This is a genomic window from Micromonospora sp. NPDC047527 (assembly GCF_040643015.1).
Lineage (GTDB): Bacteria > Actinomycetota > Actinomycetes > Mycobacteriales > Micromonosporaceae > Micromonospora.
This window is the reverse complement of sequence record NZ_JBEYTK010000004.1, coordinates 114,263-139,081: the sequence shown is the minus strand read 5'-3', so window position 1 is coordinate 139,081 and position 24,819 is coordinate 114,263. Positions and strand designations below refer to the sequence as shown.

General features: G+C 71.2%; 19 protein-coding genes and 1 pseudogene. 7 read left to right on the top strand and 13 right to left on the bottom strand.

The genetic code is table 11. The features are described 5' to 3' along the window. Nucleotides 1-56: 56 nt before the first annotated feature. Nucleotides 57-2,462: a DNA helicase PcrA gene (pcrA, locus tag ABZ808_RS17350; protein ID WP_357007117.1), complete on the bottom strand. Its 2,406-nt coding sequence runs from the start codon at nucleotides 2,460-2,462 to the stop codon at nucleotides 57-59. Nucleotides 2,463-2,773: 311 nt separating this feature from the next. Between pcrA and ABZ808_RS17345 the strand changes: the two genes are divergently transcribed. After that, nucleotides 2,774-3,160: a chorismate mutase gene (locus ABZ808_RS17345; RefSeq protein WP_357007115.1), complete on the top strand. Its 387-nt coding sequence runs from the start codon at nucleotides 2,774-2,776 to the stop codon at nucleotides 3,158-3,160. Between the two features lie 115 nt (nucleotides 3,161-3,275). Here the strand turns inward: ABZ808_RS17345 and ABZ808_RS17340 are convergent, their stop codons facing one another. The 5 genes from ABZ808_RS17340 to ABZ808_RS17320 all read right to left on the bottom strand — a co-directional run bounded on the left by ABZ808_RS17340 (nucleotide 3,276) and on the right by ABZ808_RS17320 (nucleotide 9,012). After that, entirely contained in the window at nucleotides 3,276-4,289 is a 1,014-nt protein-coding gene (locus ABZ808_RS17340) for a dipeptide ABC transporter ATP-binding protein (protein WP_357007112.1), read from the bottom strand. Further along, nucleotides 4,282-5,310, bottom strand: a complete 1,029-nt coding sequence (locus ABZ808_RS17335; RefSeq protein ID WP_357008180.1) for an ABC transporter ATP-binding protein — start codon at nucleotides 5,308-5,310, stop codon at nucleotides 4,282-4,284. Before ABZ808_RS17335 ends, ABZ808_RS17340 begins: the two co-directional genes overlap by 8 nt. Before the next feature lie 26 nt (nucleotides 5,311-5,336). Beyond that, nucleotides 5,337-6,305: an ABC transporter permease gene (locus tag ABZ808_RS17330; protein WP_357007109.1), complete on the bottom strand. Its 969-nt coding sequence runs from the start codon at nucleotides 6,303-6,305 to the stop codon at nucleotides 5,337-5,339. Next, nucleotides 6,298-7,224, bottom strand: a complete 927-nt coding sequence (locus tag ABZ808_RS17325) for an ABC transporter permease (protein WP_357007106.1) — start codon at nucleotides 7,222-7,224, stop codon at nucleotides 6,298-6,300. The genes ABZ808_RS17330 and ABZ808_RS17325 overlap by 8 nt, the downstream gene beginning before the upstream one ends. 147 nt (nucleotides 7,225-7,371) lie before the next feature. Next, nucleotides 7,372-9,012: an ABC transporter substrate-binding protein gene (locus tag ABZ808_RS17320; protein ID WP_357007103.1), complete on the bottom strand. Its 1,641-nt coding sequence runs from the start codon at nucleotides 9,010-9,012 to the stop codon at nucleotides 7,372-7,374. A 432-nt stretch (nucleotides 9,013-9,444) separates the two neighbouring features. On the opposite strand from ABZ808_RS17320, the gene ABZ808_RS17315 reads away from it, so the two are divergent. Then, the gene (locus ABZ808_RS17315; protein WP_357007100.1) at nucleotides 9,445-9,942 is read left to right on the top strand and encodes a PIG-L family deacetylase; all 498 of its coding nucleotides are present in this window, start codon (nucleotides 9,445-9,447) and stop codon (nucleotides 9,940-9,942) included. A gap of 5 nt (nucleotides 9,943-9,947) precedes the next feature. Here ABZ808_RS17315 and ABZ808_RS17310 read toward each other — a convergent pair whose 3' ends face one another. After that, a complete protein-coding gene (locus tag ABZ808_RS17310) occupies nucleotides 9,948-10,634 on the bottom strand; it encodes a response regulator transcription factor (protein WP_357008177.1) in 687 nt (228 codons plus the stop codon). A gap of 2 nt (nucleotides 10,635-10,636) precedes the next feature. Next, complete coding sequence (locus ABZ808_RS17305) at nucleotides 10,637-11,902, bottom strand: PspC domain-containing protein (protein ID WP_357007097.1); 1,266 nt, start codon at nucleotides 11,900-11,902, stop codon at nucleotides 10,637-10,639. A gap of 159 nt (nucleotides 11,903-12,061) precedes the next feature. On the opposite strand from ABZ808_RS17305, the gene ABZ808_RS17300 reads away from it, so the two are divergent. The 3 genes and pseudogenes from ABZ808_RS17300 to ABZ808_RS17290 all read left to right on the top strand — a co-directional run bounded on the left by ABZ808_RS17300 (nucleotide 12,062) and on the right by ABZ808_RS17290 (nucleotide 16,081). Continuing rightward, complete coding sequence (locus tag ABZ808_RS17300; protein WP_357007094.1) at nucleotides 12,062-14,041, top strand: PspC domain-containing protein; 1,980 nt, start codon at nucleotides 12,062-12,064, stop codon at nucleotides 14,039-14,041. After that, a pseudogene (locus ABZ808_RS17295) lies at nucleotides 14,038-14,232 on the top strand (hypothetical protein); the annotation flags it as partial. The gene ABZ808_RS17300 and the pseudogene ABZ808_RS17295, both read left to right, overlap by 4 nt. A gap of 595 nt (nucleotides 14,233-14,827) precedes the next feature. Next, nucleotides 14,828-16,081: a phosphatidylserine decarboxylase gene (locus ABZ808_RS17290; RefSeq protein ID WP_357007091.1), complete on the top strand. Its 1,254-nt coding sequence runs from the start codon at nucleotides 14,828-14,830 to the stop codon at nucleotides 16,079-16,081. Between the two features lie 58 nt (nucleotides 16,082-16,139). Here ABZ808_RS17290 and ABZ808_RS17285 read toward each other — a convergent pair whose 3' ends face one another. From ABZ808_RS17285 to ABZ808_RS17275, 3 genes are all read right to left on the bottom strand, one after another. Further along, entirely contained in the window at nucleotides 16,140-17,078 is a 939-nt protein-coding gene (locus tag ABZ808_RS17285) for a CDP-alcohol phosphatidyltransferase family protein (RefSeq protein ID WP_357007089.1), read from the bottom strand. A 341-nt stretch (nucleotides 17,079-17,419) separates the two neighbouring features. Then, the gene (locus tag ABZ808_RS17280) at nucleotides 17,420-18,325 is read right to left on the bottom strand and encodes an NUDIX domain-containing protein (protein WP_357007085.1); all 906 of its coding nucleotides are present in this window, start codon (nucleotides 18,323-18,325) and stop codon (nucleotides 17,420-17,422) included. Between the two features lie 148 nt (nucleotides 18,326-18,473). Next, the gene (locus ABZ808_RS17275) at nucleotides 18,474-19,424 is read right to left on the bottom strand and encodes an NUDIX domain-containing protein (RefSeq protein WP_357007083.1); all 951 of its coding nucleotides are present in this window, start codon (nucleotides 19,422-19,424) and stop codon (nucleotides 18,474-18,476) included. Between the two features lie 143 nt (nucleotides 19,425-19,567). On the opposite strand from ABZ808_RS17275, the gene ABZ808_RS17270 reads away from it, so the two are divergent. Continuing rightward, nucleotides 19,568-19,915, top strand: a complete 348-nt coding sequence (locus ABZ808_RS17270) for a PspC domain-containing protein (RefSeq protein ID WP_357007080.1) — start codon at nucleotides 19,568-19,570, stop codon at nucleotides 19,913-19,915. Between the two features lie 7 nt (nucleotides 19,916-19,922). On the opposite strand, the gene guaA is transcribed toward ABZ808_RS17270, so the two are convergent. Together guaA and ABZ808_RS17260 are read right to left on the bottom strand one after the other, a co-directional pair. Continuing rightward, nucleotides 19,923-21,479: a glutamine-hydrolyzing GMP synthase gene (gene guaA, locus ABZ808_RS17265; RefSeq protein ID WP_357007078.1), complete on the bottom strand. Its 1,557-nt coding sequence runs from the start codon at nucleotides 21,477-21,479 to the stop codon at nucleotides 19,923-19,925. Between the two features lie 304 nt (nucleotides 21,480-21,783). Continuing rightward, nucleotides 21,784-23,481 carry a GMC family oxidoreductase gene (locus ABZ808_RS17260; RefSeq protein ID WP_357007076.1) on the bottom strand — a complete coding sequence of 566 codons (1,698 nt, stop codon included), beginning with the start codon at nucleotides 23,479-23,481 and terminating at the stop codon, nucleotides 21,784-21,786. Nucleotides 23,482-23,626: 145 nt separating this feature from the next. Here ABZ808_RS17260 and ABZ808_RS17255 point away from each other — a divergent pair, with 145 nt between their 5' ends. After that, nucleotides 23,627-24,748, top strand: coding sequence for an LCP family protein (locus ABZ808_RS17255; RefSeq protein WP_357007074.1), 1,122 nt, complete (start codon nucleotides 23,627-23,629; stop codon nucleotides 24,746-24,748). Nucleotides 24,749-24,819 lie beyond the last annotated feature (71 nt).

Below are 24,819 nucleotides of genomic sequence, written 5' to 3'. Positions count from 1 at the left end.
ACTGCCGGAGGCCACCCACTCGTGACGTGACCCCGAACCGGCCGGGCCCGCCGCTGTCAGAGCTTGTCGACCGGGGCGTGCCGCAGCACCAGCCACATGGTCTGGTCACCGAAGTCGATCTGCGCGCGAGCGCCCGGGCCGTGACCCTCGACGGCGAGCACCCGCCCCAGCCCGTACCGCTGGTGGTTGACCCGGTCTCCGGCGGACACCTTCGGCCCCTGCGGCAACTCGCTGGCCGTGGTGAGGCGGCTGCCGTCCACGCCGAGCCGCTGGGCCAGCTGCGCCGCCTTCGGCGTACCCCCGGTGAAGGTCCCGCGCCCGCCGGGCACGCGGTCCGCGCGCCCACCGACGCCGCCGCCCCCGCCGGCCCACGAGGTGTACGAGCCCTCGGTGCGCTCCCAGCGCACCAACTCTGGTGGCAGCTCCTCCAGGAACCGCGACGGCGGGTTGTAGGACGGCTGCCCCCAGGCTGAGCGGGTCACCGCCCGGGAGAGGTAGAGCCGCTGCCGGGCGCGGGTGATGCCGACGTACGCCAGCCGGCGCTCCTCCTCCAGCTCACGGGTGTCGCCCAGCGAGCGCAGGTGCGGGAAGACGCCGTCCTCCAGCCCGGTCAGGAAGACCACCGGGAACTCCAGGCCCTTGGCGGTGTGCAGGGTCATCAGCGTGACCACGCCCTGGTGGTCGGGGTCGTCGGAGGGGATCTGGTCGGCGTCGGCGACCAGCGCGACCTGCTCCAGGAAACCGGCCAGGGTGGCCCGCTCCCCGTCGGCGCCCAGCGCCTCGATCCGCTCGGTGTACTCCCGGGCGACGCTGACCAGCTCCTGGAGGTTGTCCACCCGGCCGGCGTCCTGTGGGTCGAGGCTCTCCTCCAGCTCGGTGAGGTAGCCCGAGCGGGTCAGCAGCGCCTCCAGCACCTCCTCCGGGGTGCCGGTCTCGGCCAACTCCCGGGCACCGTCAAGCAGCGCCACGAAGTCGGCGATGCCGTTTGCCGCCCGGGTGGAGATGCCGGGCGCCTCCCGGGCCCGGCGCAGCGCCGCCCCGAAGGAGATCCGGTCGCGGCTGGACAGCGCCTCGACGCACGCCTCCGCGCGGTCACCGATGCCCCGGCGGGGGGTGTTCAGCACCCGCCGCAGGCTCACCGTGTCGTCGTCGTTGACCACCGAACGCAGGTACGCCAGCGCGTCGCGAACCTCCTTGCGCTCGTAGAAGCGCACCCCACCGACCACCTTGTAGGGCAGACCGGCCCGGATGAACACCTCCTCGAAGACGCGGGACTGCGCGTTGGTGCGGTAGAACACCGCGACGTCGCCGGGGCGGGTCTCGTCGGCGTCGACCAGACGGTCGATCTCCCGGCCCACCCAGTCCGCCTCGGCGTGCTCGGTGTCGGCCACGTAGCCGACGATCCGCTCGCCGTCGCCGGCCTCGCTCCACAGCCGCTTGGGCTTGCGGGAGGTGTTCCGGTCGATCACCGCGTTGGCGGCGTTGAGGATGGTCTGGGTGGAGCGGTAGTTCTGCTCCAGCAGGATCGTCCGCGCGTCGGTGAAGTCCCGCTCGAACTCCAGGATGTTGCGGATCGTCGCGCCCCGGAACGCGTAGATCGACTGGTCGGCGTCACCGACCACGCACAGCTCGGCCGGCGCCAGCCCGTCGGTGCCGGACACCAGCTCCTTGATCAGCGTGTACTGGGCGTGGTTGGTGTCCTGGTATTCGTCGACAAGCACGTGCCGGAACCGTCGCCGGTAGCTCTCCGCGACGTGCGGGTGGGACTGGAGCAGGTGCACCGTCGTCATGATCAGGTCGTCGAAGTCGAGCGCGTGCGCCTCGCGCAGCCGACGCTGGTAGAGCGTGTACGCCTCGGCGAGCGCCCGCTCGTTGGGCCCGCTGGCCCGCGCGGCGAACTGCTCCGGGTCGACAAGCTCGTTCTTGAGGTTGGAGACCTGGGCGGCCAGCCCGCGTGCCGGGTAGCGCTTCGGGTCGAGATCCAGCTCCCGGGTGACCATCTGCATCAGCCGGCGGGAGTCGTCGGCGTCGTAGATGGAGAAGGTCGACTTGAGGCCGGCGTGCTCGTGCTCGGCGCGCAGGATGCGGACACACGCGGAGTGGAACGTCGACACCCACATCAGCCGAGCGCGCGGGCCGACCAGGGCGGCGACCCGCTCCTTCATCTCGCCGGCAGCCTTGTTGGTGAAGGTGATGGCGATGATCTCCCCGGGATGCACGTCCCGTTCGGCAAGCAGGTAGGCGATCCGGTGCGTGAGCACCCGGGTCTTGCCGGACCCGGCGCCGGCCACGATCAACAGCGGCGAGCCGGCGTGACTGACCGCGTCGCGCTGCGGCCCGTTCAACCCGGCGAGCAGCTCGCGCGGATCGAGGCGGGCGGAGGCCGACCCGGGACGGTGCGGACGGGCCGGCGCGGACTCCGGCGCGGGCGGGGACGCGGGAATGTCGAAGAGAGGATGCATCGCGCGTCAAGTCTATGCCGGCAGCCGGACACTTCCCGACCGCGCCGTCCGGCGGCGAAGGGTCCTCGCCGACGCCTCCGGCGTGGCAGGGGTCGCCATTTGGGGCGGAATCCTTGCGCACCCGCCGTCGACGTGGGCATACTCGACGGCGTGATCACTGCGCGCTACTACTTTTACTACGGCACCGGGAGTCCGGCTGCCGTAGGTCGCGCCTGATCAATCAGACCTGCGAAAAGCCCCGGGCTCCTGGAGCCCGGGGCTTTTCTGTCCCGGGTTCTGGGCACCGGGCACCACAGCGCGAGAGGTACCCGATGATGACAGACGTGGTGGAGCAGAGCGGCGGCCCGACCCGGCCCGAGCCGGACCAGCCCTCGTTGAACGGGGGCACGCCGGCGGTGCCCCCGGACGAGGCCAGCGACCCGGCCGAGGCACAGACCGGCACCGTGGAGCCGACCGCCTCCGCGCGGATCGTGCAGATCAGGGAACGCATCGACGAGATCGACAACGCGTTGATCTCGCTCTGGCAGGAGCGGGCCGCGCTGTCACAGGAGGTGGGGGTCACCCGGATGGCCTCCGGCGGGACGCGCCTGGTGCTCTCCCGGGAGCGGGAGATCCTGGAGCGCTTCCGGATGGCGCTCGGCGCCGACGGCACCCAACTGGCGCTGCTGTTGCTGCGTGCGGGTCGCGGCCCGCTCTGAACCACCCCGGCTGCCCCGCACGGGGCGTTCGGCGTCGCACCGGCCCGCTCAGGGCACCGGACACACGAAACCGCCTGCCGTCGTCGTGGTGACGTCGGCAGGCGGTTCCGGTGACTCACGCCTCGTGGGTGGCGACGATCTCGCGCTTCTCCGCGAAGTGGCAGGCGCTCGGGTGGTCCGAGCCCTGTCGGATCTCCAGCAGCGGGACCTGCTCGGCGCAGACGTCCTGCGCCTTCCAGCAGCGGGTCCGGAACCGGCAGCCCGAGGGCGGGCTGACCGGCGACGGCACGTCACCCGTGAGACGGATGATCGTCTTGTTGTTCCGCTGCGTCGGGTCCGGCACCGGCACCGCAGAGAGCAGCGCCTGGGTGTACGGGTGGGTCGGCCGCTCGTAGATCTCGTCCTCGGTGCCGATCTCGACGATCTTGCCGAGGTACATGACCGCGACGCGGTCCGACAGGTGGCGGACCACCGACAGGTCGTGCGCGATGAAGACGTACGACAGCCCGAACTCGCCCTGCAACTTCTCCAGCAGGTTCATCACCTGGGCCTGGATGGAGACGTCAAGCGCGGACACCGGCTCGTCGCAGACGATCACCTCGGGGCGCAGCGCGAGCGCACGGGCGATGCCGATGCGCTGACGCTGACCGCCGGAGAACTGGTGCGGGTACCTGTTGATGTGCTCCGGGTTGAGGCCGACCAGGTCGAGCAGTTCCCGGACCTTGCCCCGACGGCTGCCCTTCGGCGCCACCTCCGGGTGGATCTCGAACGGCTCACCGATCAGGTCGCCGACGGTCATCCGCGGGTTCAGCGAGGTGTACGGGTCCTGCATGACCAGCTGGATCTGCCGGCGGAGACGCCGCAGCGCCCCACCGGACAGCTTGGAGATGTCCTGGCCCTTGTAGGAGACACTGCCCGCCGTCGGCTTCTCCAGGTTCATCAGCACCCGGGCAAGGGTCGACTTGCCGCAGCCGGACTCGCCGACCACACCGAGCGTCTCACCGGCGCGCAGACCGAACGAGACTCCGTCGACCGCCTTGACCTGACCGATGGTCTTCTTGAACACCACACCCCGCGTGACGGGGTAGTGCTTGACCAGGTCACGGACCTCGATGATGTTCTCAGACACGGTTCACCAGCTCCTCGGCGAAGTGGCAGGCGCTGGCCCGGGCGGTGCCCACCTGCAGCAGGGGCGGGACCTTCTCCCTGCACACCGGCTGAGCCATGGGGCAGCGCGGGTTGAACGGGCAGCCCGGCGGGATGTTCATCAGGTTCGGCGGGAGGCCCTTGATCGTCCGGAGCTGCTGCCCCTTCTCGTCCAGGCGCGGGATCGAGTCGATCAAACCCATCGTGTACGGGTGCGCCGGCTTGCCGTACAGGTCGTACACGTCGGCTTCCTCGACGATCCGGCCCGCGTACATGACCGCGATCCGGTCCGCGACGTCGGCGACCACGCCGAGGTCGTGGGTGATCAGGATCATGCCCATCTGCCGCTCACGCTGCAGTTCGGCGAGCAGGTCCATGATCTGGGCCTGCACCGTCACGTCGAGCGCGGTGGTCGGCTCGTCCGCGATCAGCACCTCCGGGTCGAGCGCCAGCGACATCGCGATCATCGCGCGCTGCCGCATACCGCCGGAGAACTGGTGCGGGTAGTTGTTGAACCGACCCTTGGCGTTCGGGATCTTGACCTGGTCGAGCATGTCGATCGCGCGCTTCTTGGCCTCCGCGCGACCCATGCCACGCCGGACCCGGAACTGCTCGGCGATCTGGAACCCGACGGTGAAGACGGGGTTCAGTGCGGAGAGCGCGTCCTGGAAGATCATCGCGATGCCCTCGCCGCGGATGCGGCGGCGCTCCTCGGCGGACATGGCGAGCATGTCCTTGCCGTGGAAGCGGACCTGTCCACCTGTGACGAAGCCGGGCGGGGTGTCGAGGATGCCCATGATGGTCTGCGCCGTGACGCTCTTACCGGAGCCGGACTCGCCCAACACGGCGAGGGTCTCCCCCGCGTTGACGTGGTACGTGACCCCGTTGATGACCTTTGCGACGCCGTCCCGGGTACGGAACTCCACCCGCAGGTCGTCGACCTCGAGCAGCCGACCGGAGGGACGTCCGGACCCGCCGGATCCCGGCGCGGACTGCTCGGACACGAGAATGTCGGACAACTGGATCTCCCCTAGCGGAGTTTCGGATCGAGGGCCTCGCGGACCGCCTCACCGAGCATCACGAAGCTCAGAACTGCGGTGACGAGGAACGCGGCGGGGAAGAACACGAGCCCCGGCGCGACCCGGAGGAAATCCTTCCCGTCGCTGATCATGATGCCCCAGGACACCACTGGCGACTTCAGGCCGACGCCCAGGAACGACAGGGTTGCCTCGGCGCCGATGAACGAGCCGACCATGATCGTGCCGTAGACCAGAAGCGGTGCCAGGCAGTTCGGCAGCAGGTGCTTGAGGATGATCCGACCAGTGCCGGCACCCAGGGCGCGGGCCGCCACGATGTAGTCGGCCTCCTTGGTGGCGAGCACCGAGGAACGCATCAGGCGCATCACGACCGGCCAGCTCAGCACGATCAGGGAGACGATCACCAGGCCCATGATCTGAGCCTTGCTGTTACCGGAGCCCGAGCCGTTGAACGTGGTCAGGATGACGATCGCGCCGAGCACGAAGGGAAGCCCGAAGAAGACGTCGGCGATCCGGCTCAGCAGCGCGTCCACCCAGCCACCGCGGTAACCGGCGATGACGCCCATGGCTCCGCCGACGAGCAGGGTGCCGATCACGGAGAGCACGGCGACGATGACGGACGCCCGCGCACCGTAGATGACCCGGGCGTAGACGTCACGGCCCTGCACGTCGTAGCCGAACCAGCCATTGCCGGACGGCTTCTCAAGGCTGCGGGACAGCGATCCGTTGACCGCGTCGCCCGGGGCGAACAGTGACGGGAAGGCCGCCATCAACAGGAAGATCGCGATCAGCGTGGCCGAGATCCAGAACAGGGGCTTGCGCCGCAGGTCGCGCCAGGCGTCACCGAGCAGGCCGCGCGGCTTCTCGTTGCTCTGCGGCTGGCCCGCGGTGGCGGGGGCGGCGGAGTCGGTCGGGTTCGCGGCAGGGGTGCTGACGATCGATGCGGTACTCGGGTCACTCATAACGGATCCTCGGGTCCAGGGCGGCGTAGATCAGGTCAACCAGCAGGTTCATCACGAGATAGACCAGCACCAGGACGACCACGATGCCCACTACGGTGGCACTCTCCTTGGTCACGATCGCGCGGTACACCGCGCGGCCGATCCCGTTGATGCCGAAGATCCCCTCGGTGACGATCGCACCGCCCATCAGGGCACCGAGGTCGGTGCCGAGCAGGGTGACCACCGGGATGAGCGAGTTGCGCAGCAGGTGCACACCCACCACACGACGCATCGGCAGGCCCTTGGCGATGGCGGTCCGCACGTAGTCGGCACGGCGGTTCTCCGCGATGCTCGTTCGGGCCAACCGAGCGATGTACGCCACGGACGCACTACCGAGCACGAAGCCCGGGACGATCAGTTCGGAGAGCCGCATCTCGGAGGAGACGGTCGGCTTGACGATGCCCCACTGCACGCCCAACAGCCACTGCAGCACGAAGCCGACGACGAACACCGGCAGCGCGATCAGGAAGAGCGTGGAGACCAGGACCAGGTTGTCCAGGAAGCCGTTGCGCCGCAGACCGGTCAGCACGCCGGCGCCGAGGCCGATCACGGCCTCGATGGCGAGCGCCACCAGGGCCAGCTTGAGGGTGTTCGGGTACGACGTGAGGATGATGTCGCTGATCTCGCGCTGCGAGAACGTCTGACCGAAGTCGCCCTGCAGCAGGTTCTTCATGTAGCTGCCGTACTGGACGAAGACGTTCTGGTCCAGGTTGTACTTCTCGGTCATGAAGGCGATGTACTGATCCGGGCAGCGGCGCTCGCCGCACTTGCCGGCGAACGGGTCGCCCGGAACGGCCCAGACGAGCCAGTAGATCAGGAACGTCGTCCCGATGAAGACGGGCACGAGTTGGAGCAGCCGCCTCAACAGATAACGGCCCATGGGGTGGTCCTCCAGACAGGGGGCGCGTCGGACGGCCGACACGGTGGTGACAACGTGCGAGTGCGTGTGGTGACACCCACTCGCGGAACGGCCCCGGGTCGGGCTCACCGGATGTGGCGAGCCCGACCCGGGGTCAGACCGTTCGGATCAGAGCTCGACCGAGGTGATGTCGAGTTCGCCGACGTTGTTCAGCTCGAGCTTCTTGATCTTCTCCGAGTGGCCGGACTGCTGGCCGTAGAAGTAGATCGGGATGCTCGGGACGTCCTTGTCGACCAGCTCGACGGCCTTGGCGAACGCCTCGTGGGAGGCCTCCAGGCTCGGCGCGCCGCTGGCCTGCTTGGCAAGGGCGTCGACCTCCTTGTTGCTGTAGAGGCCGTCGTTCGAGGAACCATTGGTGATGAAGAGCGGGTTGACCCAGTTCTCCACGTCCGGGTAGTCCTGCTGCCAGGCGGCGCGGTACAGACCCTTCATCGTGTGGGCGTTGATGTTCTGGCGGAAGACCGCGAAGGTCGGCACGCCCTCAGCCCGAGCCTCGATGCCGAGGTTGGTCTTGACCTGCTGCGCAACGGCGTCCATCCAGTCCTTGTGGCTGGAGTCGGCGTTGTAGTAGAAGACCATCTCGCCCTGGAAGCCACCGGCCTCGGCCAGCAGCTGCTTCGCCGTGGTCGGGTCGAACTTGCAGGCGGTGCAGTTGCCCGGCTTGGCGCCCGGGGTCAGCGGGTTGGCCCAGCTGTCAGCCGGCTTGCGGGTACCGAAGAAGATCTTGTCCGAGATCTCCTGCCGGTTGATCGACAGCGAGACGGCGCGACGCAGCTTCGGGTCCTGGAAGCGCTTGTCGTAGATCGGGAACGCGATGAACGCGGTCGACGGCGTGACGGTCGAGATGCCCCGGTCGCCGAGGTCGGCCTTCCACTTGTCGCCGGCGAGCGCCGAGGTGGGGACAACCTCCATGAAGTCGAGGTTGTTCGCCAGCAGGTCCGCGTAGGCCGCCGTCTCGTCCTGGTACAGCTTGACGTCGACGTCCTTGATCTTCATCTTGTCGCGCAGGTTGTAGTCGTCGAAGCGCGTCAGCTTGATGAGGACGTTGTCGTCCCACGACACGAACTTCACCGGGCCGTTGCCGATCGGCTTCTTGCCGAACTCCTCGGGCTTCATGGTGAAGAAGGCGTCCGGCAGCGGCATGAAGGCGCTGTAGCCGAGCTTGGTCGGGAAGACCGCGGTCGGGGCCGCCAGGGTGACCTCGAAGGTCTGCTCGTCGATGACCTTAAGGCCGGACATCTCCTTGGCCGTCGGCTCCGGGGCCTTCTGCGGGCCGTCCGGGCCGTCCGGGTCCGAGGTGTAGGTCTTGTCGAAGCCGTCGATGTCCGAGAAGAAGGTGCCGTTCTGCGCGCCGTTCGGCGAGTAAGCGGCCCAGTTCCAGGCGTCGACGAAGTTCTTCGCCTTCACCTCGGTACCGTCGTGGAACTTGGTACCCTTCTTGATCTTGATCGTGAAGACCTTGGAGTCCTTGGTGTCGATGGACTCGGCCAGCGCGTTGCGCGGGGCCCCACCGTCGTTCGGGTACTCGACCAGGCCGGTCCACAGCCAGTCGATGACCTTGCCGCCGCCGGTCTCCGTGGTGTTGGACGGGACCAGCGGGTTCTCCGGCTGGACGCCGTGGATGACGATCGAGCCGTCCTTGCTGGCGGCGGCGTCGCCGTCACCATCACCGCTCGAGCAACCACTCGCGACAAGCGCGGCAGCCGCGCTGAGCGCAATCGCGCTCGTCGCCCGCTTCGAGACTCTCATTCCGAGGGGCCTCCTCTTTCTGACCTGTTCCGTCGTGGGTTTCACGCACGTTTGGGGGTGACACAGTCCGACCACCCCGGGGCGGGGGTCGCCAGGACCACAGGGAAGCTTGGGGACACCCCTGATGTTCCGATCCGCCGGGCTCCCCACCCGGCAAGGCACGACCCTACGCAGGCGTCGCAGCCACGAACCCGCCGGGAAAACAGCGGAGGCCGTGGTCGTGGGCCGTACGGAGTGCCGCACACTGCGGGTGAGGTGCTGCCACTGTGACACCTACCGGCCGCTTCCGTGAAGGTGCCGTTATCAAGCCGTTAGTTGCCCGCCACGTTGCCGATACTTGAAAAATGATCATAAAGCCGGCGGCTCGAACGCCTCTGACCAGGAGAAACGTGGCCCAGACGGACACCGGCTGACGGCGTAGTCTCGGGTTCTGTGAGCTTCCCCAAGTCTGCTTCGGTGCTGCCCGACGTCCGTCGCGTGCTCGCCGTCTTTGCCCATCCGGATGATATCGATTTCGGCTGCACGGGCACCATCGCCGGCTGGGTGGATGAGGGTGTCGAGGTCAGCTATCTGATCATCGCCCCTGGCGACGCCGGCGGTTTCGGCGACATCCCGCGAGCCCAGATGCCCCGTCTACGCGAGGCCGAGCAGCGGGCCGCGGCGGAGGCCGTGGGCGTGCGACAGGTCGACTTCCTCGATGGGTACGCCGACGGCACGCTGACCCCGACGCTCGGACTGCGCCGGGACATCGCCGTCGACGTCACCGACCGGTTCGACAGCAAGGTCGCGGCGATGCGCGCGCACCTGTCGCAGACCGGCCACCTGGACGTACCGGCCTGGATCCGCGACCGCCTCACCACGGTCGCCGCCGAGGCCGGCCTGCCGCCGGGCCGACTGGCCGAGGCGTTCACCGTGCTACGCACCAGCTGACCGGATCACACCAGCCGACGGTCCGCCGCCCAGCGGGAAAGCTCGTAGCGGTTGGACATCTGGAGCTTGCGCAGCACGTTCGACACGTGCGTCTCCACCGTCTTGATGGAGATGAACAGCTCCTTGGCGATCTCCTTGTACGCGTACCCCCGGGCGAGCAGCCGCAGCACCTCACGCTCCCGGTTGGTGAGTTGGTCCAGCTCCGGATCGGCCACCGGGGCGTCCGGCCGGGCCGCGAAGGCGTCCAGCACGAACCCGGCGAGCCGAGGGCTGAACACCGCGTCACCGTCGGCGACCCGGCGGATCGCCGCGGTCAGCTCGTCCGGGGAGATGGTCTTGGTGACGTACCCCCGGGCGCCGGCACGGATCAGCCCGATCACGTCCTCCGCCGCGTCGGAGACGCTCAGCGCCAGGAACTTGACCTGCGGGTGGCTGCGCCGCATCGCCTCCAGCACCGCGCGACCGCCGCCGTCGGGCATGTGCACGTCGAGCAGCACCACGTCCGGCCCGGTGGCGGCGATCCGGGTGACCGCCTCGGCCACCGTGCTCGCCTCCCCCACCACCTCGACGTGCGCGCCCAACTCGGCGCGCACCCCGGCACGGAACATGGCGTGGTCGTCCACCAGGAACACCCGCAGCCGCTCGGGGCGGGCGTTCGCCGGGTCCAGGTGCTCCGTCGGCTGCTCGGACATGGTCATCTGTTCCTCTCCGCTGCGGACGAGTCCCGGGAGATCGGCAGGATCAACCGGACCTCAGTCCCCTCCCCCGGGCCGGACCGGATCTCGGCCCGTCCGCCGTGCCGCTTCATCCGCCCGATGATCGAGCCGCGTACGCCGTGCCGGTGGTCCTCCACGGTATCCGGGTCGAAGCCCTCTCCCCGATCCCGGACGAAGACGCTGACCTGATCGGGCTCCACCTCGGCGTAGAGCGACACGGTCTGCACCCCGGCGTGCCGGGCGGCGTTCACCAGCGCCTCCCGCGCGGCGGCGACCAGCGCGCCGACCCGCTCATCGGTCTCCCGGTCCCCGACCACCACCGTCTCCACCGTGATGGCGAAGGTGTCCTCGACCTCGGCGGCGGCCTGTTCCAGGGCTGCGGCGAAGCGCTCGTTCGGCGACGCGGTGGGCTTGTAGAGCCAGTTGCGCAGCGAGCGTTCCTGGCCGCGGGCCAGCCGCTGCACCGTCTTGACGTCGGCGGCGTTGCGCTGGATGAGGGCCAGTGTGTGCAGGACCTGGTCGTGCACCATCGCGGCCAGTTCGGCCCGCTCCTGCTCACGGATGCGACCCTCACGCTCCGAGCGGAGCTGGCTGTACGTCCGCCACAGCACCGGCGCGGCGACCACGCCGACCCCGGCCAGCCCGACCAGGGCGAAGATCACGCCGTTGATCACCGCGTCGAAGTTCTGTGCCGGAGAGTAGACGGCCGCGACGCCGATGATGCCGACCGCGACCAGCACCCCGCCGCCGATGAACCGGAGCACGAAGGCCCGCCGGTCGCTCTCCTCGACGACCGCGCCGAGCCAGGGCACCGGCATCGTGTCGCGCCACTGCCGCCGCCGCTCGGGCGCGGACTGGTGCCAGATGACCCCCGCGCCGACCGCGATGATGGCCACCAGCCAGCCGGCGGTGCCCGCCGCTCCGACCGAGTCGAAGACCATCACCTGGATCAGCAGGACACCCAGCCCGATCCCGACGAACGGCAGCAGCTGGGCCACGTCGCGCCGGGGCGGCACCGCGGTGTCACCGGGACGCAGCGGCACCACCGCCCAGAAGGCCGCGTAGAGCAGCAGGCCGAGCCCGCTCAGCCCGAGCAGCACCATGAACGCGACCCGCACCCGCAGCACCGAGATGCCGAGGTGGTCGGCGATGCCGGCGGCGACCCCGGCGGCCATCCGATGCTCGGGGGCGCGGTAGAGGCGCGGGGGCGGGGTCACGGTGCTGATCGGAGGCTCCCTGGTCACGGTGGTGGTGGGTGGGCGAGGCCGGTGCGTCCGATCGTCACACGCTGCGGCGCCCGCGACCACGGGGAGTCCCCCGACATTCCGACGGCCAGGATCTCAGGGTGGGGTCAGGGTCGGGTCCTGAGGCCGCTCGGGCGCAGCGGGCAGCAGGATCGAAGCATGACCGAGGAAGCTGCCCCGCCGCCCCGCCCCGGGTCGGCACAGCCGGGTGGTTCATCACCGCCCTCACCAGCCGCGACACCCGCCGGCTGGGCCGAGCCCACCACGTTCGGCCCGCCCACCGGCGGCCCGACCGTCGGGCCAGCACCGGGCGCTCCGTCCGGCGCATACGAGCCCGGCGGCACGGGCTCCGGCCCCGGCGAGCCGGGCTACCCGCCCGGCGGTGCGGGCTCTGGCCCCGGCGAGCCGGGCTACCCGCCCGGCGGTGCCGGCTACCCGCCCGGCGGCACGGGCTTCGGTCCTGGCGGCGCGGGCTACCCGCCCGGCGGCGCAGGCGCCGGCTTCGCGGCCGGCACGGGCTACGGGCCCGGTTACGGGACGGGCGGCGGCGCCGGCACACCACCCGGGGCGGGTGGTCCCGGGCCGTCCGTGGGCCCGTTGGGGGGCACCGGTTTCACCTCGCGGTACGGGTTGGTCCGGCCGCGCGACGGTCGGTACCTGGCCGGCGTCTGTGCGGCGATCGGGCGCGCCACCAACACCGATCCGGTGCTCTGGCGGGTGCTGCTGGCGGTCCTCGGGTTCTTCGGCGGCATCGGCATCCTCGTGTACGTCGCTGCCTGGCTGATCATCCCGAACGAGGGCGACACGGCGTCCCCGGTGGAGTCCATGCTCGGCCGTGGCCGGTCCAGCATGTCGCCGGTGACCGTGATCGTGCTGAGCATCCTGGTCGCGGCCAGCTTCGGCTACATCGTCACCGACGCCTTCCGCGCGGTGCTGCTCGGCGTGGCCATCCTGATCGGCGGTGCGCTGCTGCTCAACCGGGACGGCCGAGGGCCACAGCCCGGCACCCCGGGTGGCACTCCGCCCGCCCCGCCCGGCACACCACCCGGGCCGGTCCCGCCGGTCGCCTGGCCGGCCCCGTCGCACGGCGCGGCGCCGCCCACCGGCCCGCTGGCGACGGCGCCGCTAGCAGGCGGTGATCCGGCGTACGCCACGGTGGCGCCGGCCGAGGCAGCGACCGCCCCGGCCTACGCCGCTCAGCCGGCCACCGCCACGCAGCCGATCAGCAGCGTGCAGCCGGTGTCCGGGGCGGCGACGCCGGTGTCCGGGCAGCCGACCACCTCGACGACTCCGCCGCAGGCGGGCTGGCCGGCACCCGCGCCGAGCTGGCCGAGCGCCGGCACACTCAGCGCCGGTTGGCCGTCGGCGTCGGCGTCCAGCGCACCCGCGTCCGGCGCACCGGCCGGTTACCCGGGCGGGTCGACACCGGGCGGATACCGTCCTCCGTTCGCGCCGCACGGCCCGTACGCGTCACCGCCTCCGGCCGCGTACCCCCCGCAGAAACCACCGAAGCCGCCGAAGCGGCCCCGGGAGCGTTCGCCGCTCGGCGCCGTGACCTTCTCGTTGATCTTCCTGGCCCTCGGCGTGGTGGCCCTGCTCGACCTGCTGAACGTCTTCGCCGTCGGCGCTTCGGCGTATTTCGCGGCTGCACTGGCCACGATCGGGCTGGGGCTACTGGTCGGCACCTGGTTCGGCCGGGCCCGCTGGCTGATCGCACTCGGCCTGGTGACCGCCGCCGCGCTGGGTACGGCGACGGTCGCCGAGTCCTACGACCGGATTCGCGGAGTCGACGGCGCGGTCACGTGGGCGCCCACCGACCACCGCGATCTCGCCGACCGGTACGAGAACAGCTTCGGTGACGCCGTGCTCGACCTACGGGGGATCGACTTCGCGAAGCAGGAGAGTCAGGTGACTGTGGAGGTCAATTTCGGCCACGCGACAGTGGTCGTCCCGCCCAACGTGGACGTCACCACAGTGGCCGACGTCAACGCGGGCGACGCCACCATCTTCGGCAAGCACTCCGGTGGGCTGGACGGCCAACTGCGGGAATTCACCGACCTCGGTGCGGACGGCGCTGGCGGCGGCAAGCTGCGCCTCTACATCCATGTCAATGCCGGCAACCTGGAGGTGACCCGGTGAAGGCGCATCGCACGGACCTGCTCTCGTTCGCCTTCGGGCTACTCTTTCTGGCCCTGTCGGCCTGGTGGCTGCTCGCCCAACTGCTCGGGCTGGCGCTGCCCCCGGTCGGCTGGTTCCTGGCCGGCGCGCTGATCCTGATCGGCGTGTTCGGGTTGGTCGGCGCACTGCGCTCAGGTCGGTCAGGCCGCCCGGAGCCGGGCGACGCCGCAGCGCCGGCCACGGTCGTATCCGAGCCCGGCGCGCCGATCGGGGCGCCCGCCCCGACCTCCGGCGCGGGCCTGCCGGCCTGGGACGCTCCCGCACCGGCGCCGGAGGCACCGACCGCAGCATTCCGAACGGCGGAGACGCCGACCGCAGAGCTGCGGACGCCGGAGACACCGACCGCAGAGCTGCGAGCACCCGAGGCGCCGACCGCAGCGTTCCGGACGCCGGAAGCACCGACCGCGGATGTGATCCACCCGGCCTGGCTGGCCCACCCGCCAGCGGAGCCGGAGGCCACGCCGGTCTCCGGCCCGCCCGGCGACGGCACCGACGAGCCGACCCGGGCCGACCACTCGACCGAACGGGCGGGCGTCGAACCGGCGGAGGAACGGGAGGGCCAACGGCGGGAATCGTGACCTGGGTGCCACCGCCGGCCGCACTGTCGCAACACCACGGCAGTGCGGCCGGCGCGGGCAGGCGCATATGCTGGCCGGTGGAGAGATCTCGCCTCCGCCGGCCGGCCCGTCCCGCCGTGACGGCCCCGCCGCGATTCCCGTCTCTACCCCCGTCAGGAGCCCGCCCGACATGACGCAGTCCCCCGCCGTGCGTACCACCGGCCGGTCCGGTCCGGTCCGCATCGGCGAGCGAGCCGCCCGTACGCTCGTGGCCGAGTTGGCCCGGATGAACGACCCCAAGGTCGCCCTGCTGGTCGGCGCCAGCCCGGCGTCCACGGTGCTGGCCGCGGCGATCGAGGCGCTGCTCCCCGGTGACCAACTCACCGTGGTGCCCGCCGAGTCGTCCGGCGCCACCGCGCTCCGCGAGCACGTCACCGCCCAGGGCCGGTGGGTCGCCGACCGGGTACGCGTGGTCGACTCGCTGGCCGAGGCCGAGCCCGCCGGGGTGGTCATCGCCGGCGAGGCGCTCGTCGGCACCGCCGAGGAGACCCGCAGCGACATCGACGGGCTGGCCAAGCACCTGATCGACGGCGCGGTGCTGAGCGTGGCCACCGCCGCGACACCGGGCCGGACCGCCGGCGCCGCCGCCGAGTTGGCCCGGCAGGACGCCCTCTACGGCGTCGGCGCCGACCTGGTGCTGCGCAACTCGCCGCCGGTGCGGGTCTACCGGTTGCGCTTCACCACGGCCGCCCCGGCCGTGGCGGACCGGTTGGCTCCGGCGCACCGGCCGTCCAGCGTGCCGCTGACCAGGGGTATGCACATCGACTCCAACGGGGTGGCCGCGGCGGGCATCGCGCTGGGCCTGGCCGCGCTGGCCCGGGTGGCGCGTCCGTCCTCCAAGCTGTGGCTGCTGCCGGCGCTGGCCGCCGGGCCGGTCGCTGCCTTCTTCCGGGACCCGGAGCGGGACGTACCCGAGGATCCGACCGCCGTGGTGGCCAGCGCGGACGGCAAGGTCCTGTCGGTGCAGCGACTGCACGACGAGCGGTTCGGCGACGGCGAGTGGCTGCGCGTCGCGGTCTTCCTGTCGGTGCTGGACGTGCACGTCAACCGGGCTCCGGTCGCCGGCAAGGTGGTGGACTACTTCGTGGCCGACGGCGGCTTCGTCAACGCGATGAAGCCGGACGCCGAGCACAACGTGGCCGCGTACACCGTGTTGGACACCAGCCGCGGCACGGTGGTGGTCGCGCAGCGGACCGGCCTGATCGCCCGCCGGATCGTGCAGCGTGCGCCGATCGGCGCGCTGCTGGCCAAGGGCGAGCGCTTCGGGCTCATCCGGTTCGGCTCGCGGACCGATGTCTACCTGCCGGCCGAGGCCGCCGACCCGCTGGTCGGGCCGGGCGACAAGGTCGTCGGAGGGTCCACGGTCATCGCCCGCTGGCGCTGACCCACGAACGAGCAAACGGGGCGCCGCTTCCGCGGCGCCCCGTTTTCGTGTGCTCGGATCAGACGGTACGACGCTGGCGCAGCCAGAGCACCGGCCCGCTGACCAGGTAACCCACCACGATCAGGGCGAACGTGAGCCGGACGTCGACAAGCGCGCCGACCACCGGGGCCAGCCACAGCCACGGCGGCAACTTCACCAGCCGGGCGAGCTTCGCGTACGGGAAGCTGGACACCATCGCGAAGGCGAGCAGCGCCACCCCGGCGACCAGCACGGGGCCAGGCACCGGCACGCCGATCGCCACGGTCACGGCGAGCACCGCCGCCGCCATCGTGGTGGGGACGCCGCAGAAGAAGCGGCCATCCTTCGGCGAGACGTTGAAGCGGGCCAGCCGGATCGCGGCACAGGCGGCGACCAGGGCGCAGGCCACCGCTGCCGCAGCCGTCGACACGGAGCCGGCGAGCGAGGCGTAGACCACCACGGGTGCCGCGAGGCCGAACGAGCACATGTCGGCCAGCGAGTCCATCTGGGCGCCGAACGGGCTGGCCACGCCGAGCCGGCGAGCCAGCGCGCCGTCGAGGCCGTCGAAGGCGACGCAGGCGATCAGGCAGAGCGCGGCGACGCGCACCTCACCCTGCATGGCCAGGAAGATGGCCAGCATGCCGAGCATCAGGCTGGCCAGTGTGCAGGCGTTGACCAGGCCGAACTTCATCCGGCGGGCAATCGTGCGCTCGCCGGGGAGCAGCGGGATCGTCGCGGACGACGCGTCGTCAGCCTGCGCCATCGGCGGCAGCGCCGGGCTGACCGGCATCATCGCCTCGATCTCCGCCCGACCGGCGCCGAGCGACGGCCGGTTGAGCCGGTCCAGGCCGTAGCGGCGACGCTGCCGCTCGGCGTACCGGTGCTCGGGCGGCGCGACGTCGGTGGGCAGCAGGTCGCCATCGCGGCGACCCACTCGAACCAGCAGCACCTGGCGGGCGAACGTGCTGCTGCGGCGCAACCGGCCCGCCCAGCGACGCCCAGCGGGGCGCGGACTGTCAGTCGTACGACGCCGGCGCCATGGGGCTCTCGGCACGTTTCCTCCATCACCGGATCGACTAACCGCCGTGGGGCGGGTGTCCGGCTGTCTCGTGCCGGACCTTGCGGTGCCCGGCAGCCGTCTGCGGAGTACACCATCGCATAGGGGAATGTGGCTTGGCGATAGCTGCCTGCGGTACTCATCTAGCTCAAACCGCGCGAATCGCTGCGTTATTCCCATCTCGGGCGTCATCGCCCGTTCCTCCACCATTCCCACCTCTGACTGTACCGGAGGGTCACCTACTCGGCTCACCGAGCGGAGGGCTATCGAGTCAACTGTCCGATTGCCGAGGCAGCGATCCCGGTCAACGGCAGGTCAGCGGCCTCGGCGGGAGTGAACCAGCCGGCCTTGGCGGTCGAGCCGCCGGAGGACTCGGTCACCACCGCATCGGTGGGTACGTCCACCAGCACCCGATAGATCACCCGAACGCCGTGCCAGTCCAGTGGGCGGCCCTCCGGGCCGAGCGCGGCCGGGTTGTGCAGATTGTCCACGCCGAGCAGCTCCACCACCCGGCCCAGCTGACCACCCTCCTCGACCAGCTCGCGGAGCAGCCCGGTGGTGGGCTGCTCACCGTGGTCGGTGCCGCCACCGGGCAGGTGCCACCTGCCGGCGCCCGGATAACCGTCCGCGATCTGGGTCAGCAGGACCCGCCCGGCCGGATCGGTGACCAGCCCGTACGCCCCGAAGCGCAGCCGGCGGTCCGGATCCGCCGGAGGCAACGGCTCGGCGGGCCGACGCGCCCCGGCGGGTAACGGGGTGACCGGCAGCCCCAGCAGCTCGGCGCTGAACGGTGTCAGCGACAGCCGGGACGCCTCGGCCGGGGTGACCCAGCGGGCCTGGTCGGTCGGACCGTCCGGGGCGTCCCGGAGGGTGCCGTCGCGCACGCTCAGCTCGAACGCCAGCCGATCGGTGTGCAACGCGACCTCGTCGTCTCCCTGAATGGTCACGTCGGCCGTCACCGCCCGCAGCCGGGTCACCGTCACGGCCAGGCCGGTCTGCCGGGCGACCGTACGGACGACGGCGTGCTCGGGGTGTTCGGCGTGTGCCACCCCACCCCCGGGCAGTCGCCACACTCCAGGGAACTCGCCCGCCGCAGCCTCCCGGACAAGCAAAAAACGCCCCTCCCGCCACAAAACCCCATAAACCGCAACCACCCGCCGCAACTCCACCGCCCCACCCCTCCCCGGCCCCCGGCAAGGCCGTCGATCATGAAGTTATCGCCGTCCATGCCGGCGTGTCCTGACAATAACTTCATGATCAACGCGGGAGGCGGAGGTGGGACCGGGGGTGGGGGGGGTTGGGGGGTGGGGGGGTGGGTTAGGTGAGGTGGGCGGCTTGGACTGCTTCGGCTGTTACTTCGGTTAGGCGGTCGGTGGGGAGGGCGCCCAGCTCGTCGCGGCCGAACCAGCGGGCCTCGCAGGTGGAGCCGCCGACGTCGGCGATCGTCAGCGGGTTGGGCTGGTCGACCACCACGCGGTAGAAGGCGCGTACGCCGTGCCAGTCGATCGGGTAGCCCTCCGGGCCGAGCGAGGCGGCATCGCGGTGGCTGGCCACGCCGAGCAACTCGACGAGGCGGCCCGTCTGCCCGGTCTCCTCAACCAGCTCCCGGATCAGCGCCGCGCCGGGCTGCTCCCCGTAGTCGGTGCCGCCGCCGGGCAGGTGCCAACGGCCGGCGCCCGGGTAGCCGTCGGAGATCCGGGTGAGCAGCACCCGACCAGCCGGGTCGGTGCACACGGCGTAGGCGGCGAAGCGCTGCGCGCGGTGCAGCCCGTCCGGGCCGGGCACCGCGTTGAAGGAGGGGAACTCGGGCGCCTCGTCGGGCACCACGTCGGCCGAGGAGGCGGGCAGCCCGAGGGCACGCGCGGTGAACGAGCGCAGCGGCAGCTTGCGTGCCTCGTCGAGGGTGTACCACCGGGCGAGGTCGGTGGGGCGCTCACCGAGCCGGTCGGCCAGCGTGCCGCCGCGCACCGCGACCTGGTAGATCAGCCGGTCGGTGTGGATGGTGATGCCGCGATCCGGTAGTGCCCGCATGTCGGCGAGCACGTCGGCCAGGCCCGAGACGGCGACCGAGAGGCCGGTCTCGGCGGCGGTTTCGCGGACCACTGTGTGGTTCGGGTCCTCGCCGTGGTCGACCGCCCCGCCGGGCAGGGACCACGTGCCGGGGGTGCCGGAGCGCTTCGATGCGCGGACCAGCAACACTCGGCCGTCTGAATCAGCACAAACTGCGTATGCCGCGATCCTGCGAAGCGGCTCCAGCATGGTGGTCACGGAACCAAATTCTCCCCGGGCAGCGTTACCGGAACGGAAAAGAGTCGGATTCCTGACTGTCCGGTCCCGCTCAGGGATCGGTCAGGGTAAGGATCCGGGCGGTCACCGAGGTCGAGGCGGACTCCGGCGCGGACTGTGGAGACATGACAACCACCGGCGCTCCCCACGCCCCGTACAAGCAGCTCCGGCGACCGACGACCGACCGCATGGTGGCCGGGGTCGCCAGCGGTCTCGGCCGCTACTTCGGCGTCGACCCCACCCTGGTCCGGGTGATCTTCGCGGTCACCGGCCTGCTCACCGGCGGGCTGGCGCTGCTCGCGTACCCGATCATGTGGTTCCTGATGCCCGAGGAGCCCGTCAGCGCGCCCGCCTGGCCGCACCCGGCGGGCACCGCGCCGCAGGGCCCGCCGACCGTCGGGCCGCAGCCGGGGTACGCCCCGACGCCGCCCTACCCGCCGACGACCCCGTCCAGCCCGCCGACTGCCGGCTGAGCGGCGCTCACTCCCACTCGATGGTGCCTGGCGGCTTGCTGGTGACGTCCAGCACCACCCGGTTCACCTCGGCCACCTCGTTGGTGATCCGGGTGGAGATCCGAGCGACCACGTCGTAGGGAAGCCGCGACCAGTCGGCGGTCATCGCGTCCTCGCTGGAGACCGGGCGCAGCACCACGGGATGCCCGTAGCTGCGCCCGTCACCCTGCACACCGACGCTTCGCACGTCGGCGAGCAGCACCACCGGGAACTGCCAGACGCCCCGGTCGAGACCGGCCGCGGTCAGCTCCTCGCGGGCGATCAGGTCGGCCCGGCGCAGCAGGTCGAGCCGCTCCTGGTCGACCGCGCCGATGATCCGGATGGCCAGGCCGGGGCCGGGGAACGGGTGCCGCCAGACCATCGCCTCGGGCAGGCCCAACTGGAGGCCGAGCGCCCGGACCTCGTCCTTGAAGAGGGTGCGCAGGGGCTCGACCAGGGCGAACTTCAGGTCCTCCGGCAGGCCGCCGACGTTGTGGTGACTCTTGATGTTGGCGGTGCCGGTGCCGCCGCCGGACTCCACCACGTCCGGGTAGAGGGTGCCCTGGACCAGGAACTCCACGTCGCCGTGCAGGGCGATCTCGCGGGCGGCGGCCTCGAAGACCCGGATGAACTCGCGGCCGATGATCTTGCGCTTCTGCTCCGGGTCGGTCACCCCGGCCAGCGCGCCGAGGAACCGGTCCGCCGCGTCGACCACCTTGAGCTTGATGCCGGTGGCCGCCACGTAGTCCTTCTCCACCTGCTCGGCCTCGCCCGCACGCAGCAGGCCGTGGTCGACGAAGACGCAGGTGAGCTGGTCACCGACCGCCTTGTGCACCAGAGCAGCGGCGACCGCCGAGTCCACACCGCCGGACAGGCCGCAGATGACCTCCTTGTCGCCCACCTGGGCGCGGATCCGGGCCACCTGCTCGTCGATGATGTTCTCGGGGGTCCAGGTCGGCTCGATGCCGGCGATGTCGTACAGGAAGCGCTGGAGCATCTCCTGGCCGTGGGCGGTGTGCCCGACCTCCGGGTGGAACTGCACACCGGCCCGGCGACCGGCCACATCCTCGAACGCCGCCACCGGCGCGCCGGCCGACTCGGCGGTCACCGTGAAGCCCTCGGGCGCCTCGGTGACGCAGTCGCCGTGGCTCATCCAGACCGGCAGGTCGGCCGGCAGGTCACGCAGCAGCACACCCGGGTCGAGGAGGCGGGGGCGCAGCGGTGTGCCGCCGTACTCACGGTTGCCGGTCCGCGCGACAGTGCCGCCGAGCGCCTGGGCCATCGCCTGGAAGCCGTAGCAGATGCCGAAGACCGGCACGTCGGCCGTGAAGATGCCGGCGTCGATCTGTGGCGCATCCGGGGCGTAGACGCTGGACGGGCCGCCGGAGAGGATGATCGCGGCCGGGTTCTTCGCCAGCATCTCGGCGACCGGCATGGAGTGCGGCACGATCTCGGAGTAGACCCTCGCCTCGCGGACCCGGCGTGCGATGAGCTGGGCGTACTGGGCTCCGAAGTCCACCACGAGGACTGGGCGAGGCAGGCTCATGTGCACAAAGCCTACCCAGTGTCACGACCACCCCCAGCACCGGCTCGCCAGTTACCCCGCCCCCGCGTCTCCCCCACCCCTCCCTCCCGCGATCTTGCACTTCCCGCCCCGTCAAAAACCACATACAACACGAAACGGCGACCGAAACCGCAAGATCGCGCGAGCCGAGGGGTCAGCCCGGGTCGATCATGGAGCTGTGGTGGGCAAATCGCGGCGAGATGCACCTTTTGCGAGGCACCACAACTCCATGATCGACGATGCAGTCGGGGTCGGGGTCGGGGTCGGGGTCCGGGGTGGGGTGGGGTTAGGGGCGTAGCGCGCCTTGGGCGTTTGGAGGGACCGCCGGGTTTCGCGGGGGTACGGGTGGGAGCCTGCGGTACGGGTTGCCTAGGGGCGGGCGGGGGTCTTCGTCGCCCTTGTTGGGCCAGAAGGACATCGCCCGTTCGGCCTGCGCGGTGATGGTCAGCGACGGGTTGACGCCGAGGTTGGCGGAGATCGCCGCGCCGTCGACGACGTGCAGCCCGGGGTGGCCGTACACCCGGTGCCAGGGGTCGATCACCCCGTCGGCAGGTGTGGCGCCGATCGCCGCCCCGCCCAGGATGTGCGCGGTCACCGGGATGTCGAACGGCTCGGTGACCGAGCCTCCGGGCGTACCACCGATCTCGTCGGCGAGCAGCCGGGCGGCGGTGTTGCCGGCCGGGATCCAGGTCGGGTTCGGCGCGCCGTGGCCCGGGCCGGTGACCAGCCGGCGGCCGAACACGCCCCGATGCCAGCGGGTGGTCAGCGAGTTGTCCACCGACTGCATCACCAGAGCGATGACCGTCCGCTCCGACCAGCCGCGCACCGAGAGCATCCGGGCGGCCAGCCTTGGCTGCCGCACGATGCTGCCCAGCCAGCGGCGGACCCGGTGCGGGCCGCCGTCGACCAGCAACGACTGGAGCAGCCCCATGGCGTTGGAGCCGCGCCCGTAGCGGACCGGCTCGATGTGGGTCTGCGGGTCGGGGTGGAACGAACTGGTGATCGCCACCCCGTCGGTGAAGTCCATCCGCTGCGCCCGGGCCCGCTGGCGGGGCACGGAGGCGCCAAGGATCGCCTCCGAGTTGGTCCGGGTCAGGTCGCCCACGCGGGCGGACAGCCCGGGCAGCGCGCCGTCGTCCCTCATCGCGTGCAGCAGCCGCTGGGTGCCCAGCGCCCCGGCGGCGAACACCACCTCCTTGGCGTGGATCACCTGACGGCGGTGACGCACCCAGGCGCCGGTGCGGACGGTGTGCACGTCGTACCCGCCACCGGGCGCCGGTTTGACGGCGGTCACCGTGGTCAGCGGGTGCACTGTGACACCCAGCCGCTCGGCGAGCCACAGGTAGTTCTTGACAAGCGTGTTCTTGGCCCCGTGCCGGCAGCCGGTCAGGCACTCCCCGCAGTGCAGGCAACCGGTGCGCTCCGGACCGACGCCGCCGAAGTACGGGTCGGCGGCCCGCTCGCCGGGGCGCCCGATGTGCACGCCCACCGGGGTGGCGTGGAAGGTCTCCCCCACCCCCATCCGCTCGGCCACCGCCCGCATGGCGCGGTCCGCGCCGGTGTCGATGGGGTACGCGGTGGCGCCGAGCATTCGCTTCGCCTGGTCGTAGTGGCGGGCCAACTCGTCGCGCCAGTCGGTGATGTCCCGCCACTGCGGGTCGGTGTAGAAGGCCGGCAGCGGCTCGTAGAGGGTGTTCGCGTAGACCAGGGAACCGCCGCCGACCCCGGCCCCGGAGAGCACCAGCACCCCGTTGCCGGAGCGTCGGTCGGCCGGACGGAGCAGGGTGAGCCGCTGGATGCCGTAGCAGCCCAGCTTCGGCGCCCACAGGAACCTGCGCGCACGCCAGGAGGTCTGCGGGAACTCGTCGTCGGCGAAGCGTCGACCAGCCTCCAGCACGCCGACCGAATAGCCCTTCTCGGCCAGCCGGAGCGCGGTGACGCTGCCACCGAAGCCAGACCCGATGACGAGCACGTCATACCCCATGGACGCATCATTACTCGCGAGTAGCGCTCGCGCCAGCGGCAGTTTTCGCGCGATCATGCTCCGGCCGGCCGACCCGGCGCATTCCGGCCGCAACCGGGAGCACCCGTCGGAGCGTTGGTCCGGAAACGGGTGGAAGGAATTCACAATGGTCCTGGGGTCGATGGCACCGCGCCGACGGTGGCTGCTGTTCGGGCTGACCGCCCTCGCCGTCGTCGCGCTGGTCGTGGCGGGAGCGGTGGTGACCACCCGGCTGACCGGGGACGGCACGCCGGAGCGCACCACCCCGGCGGCCGGCTCGCCGAGCCCGTCGCCGGTCGGCACGCCCACTCCGAGCCCCACCGGCCCGCCGCCCGGCGCGGACATCACCGGCCCACTGAACCTGCTGCTGGTCGGGGTCGACACCCGGGTCAGCGTGCCCGGCTGGGAACCGCACTCCGACGCCGTGCTGGTGCTGCACGTGCCGAAAGGGCTGGGCAGGGCGTACCTCTTCTCCCTGCCCCGCGACCTGCTGGTGGACATCCCGGCGTTCCCCAAGGCCGGCTACCCGGGCGGCCGGACCAAGCTCACCCACGCGATGAGCTACGGCAGCCGGGTGCCGGGCAAGCCGAAGCAGCCGAGCGCCGCCCAGGGGTACGAGCTGCTGCGCAGCACGGTCAGCGGCTACACCGGGCTGCGCATCGACGCCGGTGCGGTGCTCACCTTCAACGGGTTCGACCGGCTCGTGAACGCCCTCGGCGGGGTGGACATCTACGTCGACCAGCGGGTCGCCTCGATGCACCGCCGGCCGGACGGCAAGCACCGCGAGAGCGCGCCCGGCGGCTACACCGGGCCGCAGATGGTCTACGAGAAGGGCGAGCGGCACCTCAACGGCTGGCAGGCGCTGGACTACGCGCGGCAGCGCTACATCCCCGGCGGCGACTACACCCGGCAGCGTCACCAGCAGCAACTGATCCGGGCCATCACCCGCAAGATCCTCGACGAGGGCCTGGCCCGGCAGCCGGAGCGGGTCGACCAGGTCGTCGCCGCGCTGGGCAACACCCTGATCTACGTGGGTGGCCGCCGGATCGTCGACCTGGCGTACGCGCTCAGTGGGGTGCCGGAGAAGCAGTTCGTACTGGTCGGCCTGCCCGGCTCGGGCGTCGGCAAGGGCAGCGCCTACCGCGGCGAACAGCTCACCACCACCGGCCGGGGGTTCCTCACCGAGCTCCGCGCCGGCCGCGCCGACGCGTACCTGAAAGCCCACCCCGCCCTGGTCGTCAAAACCTGACCCGCCCCCGCCGCGATCTTGCGCTTTCGGTCCGGGGTTCGTGGGTTTTTACCCCTTGCGCCCCGGCAGCA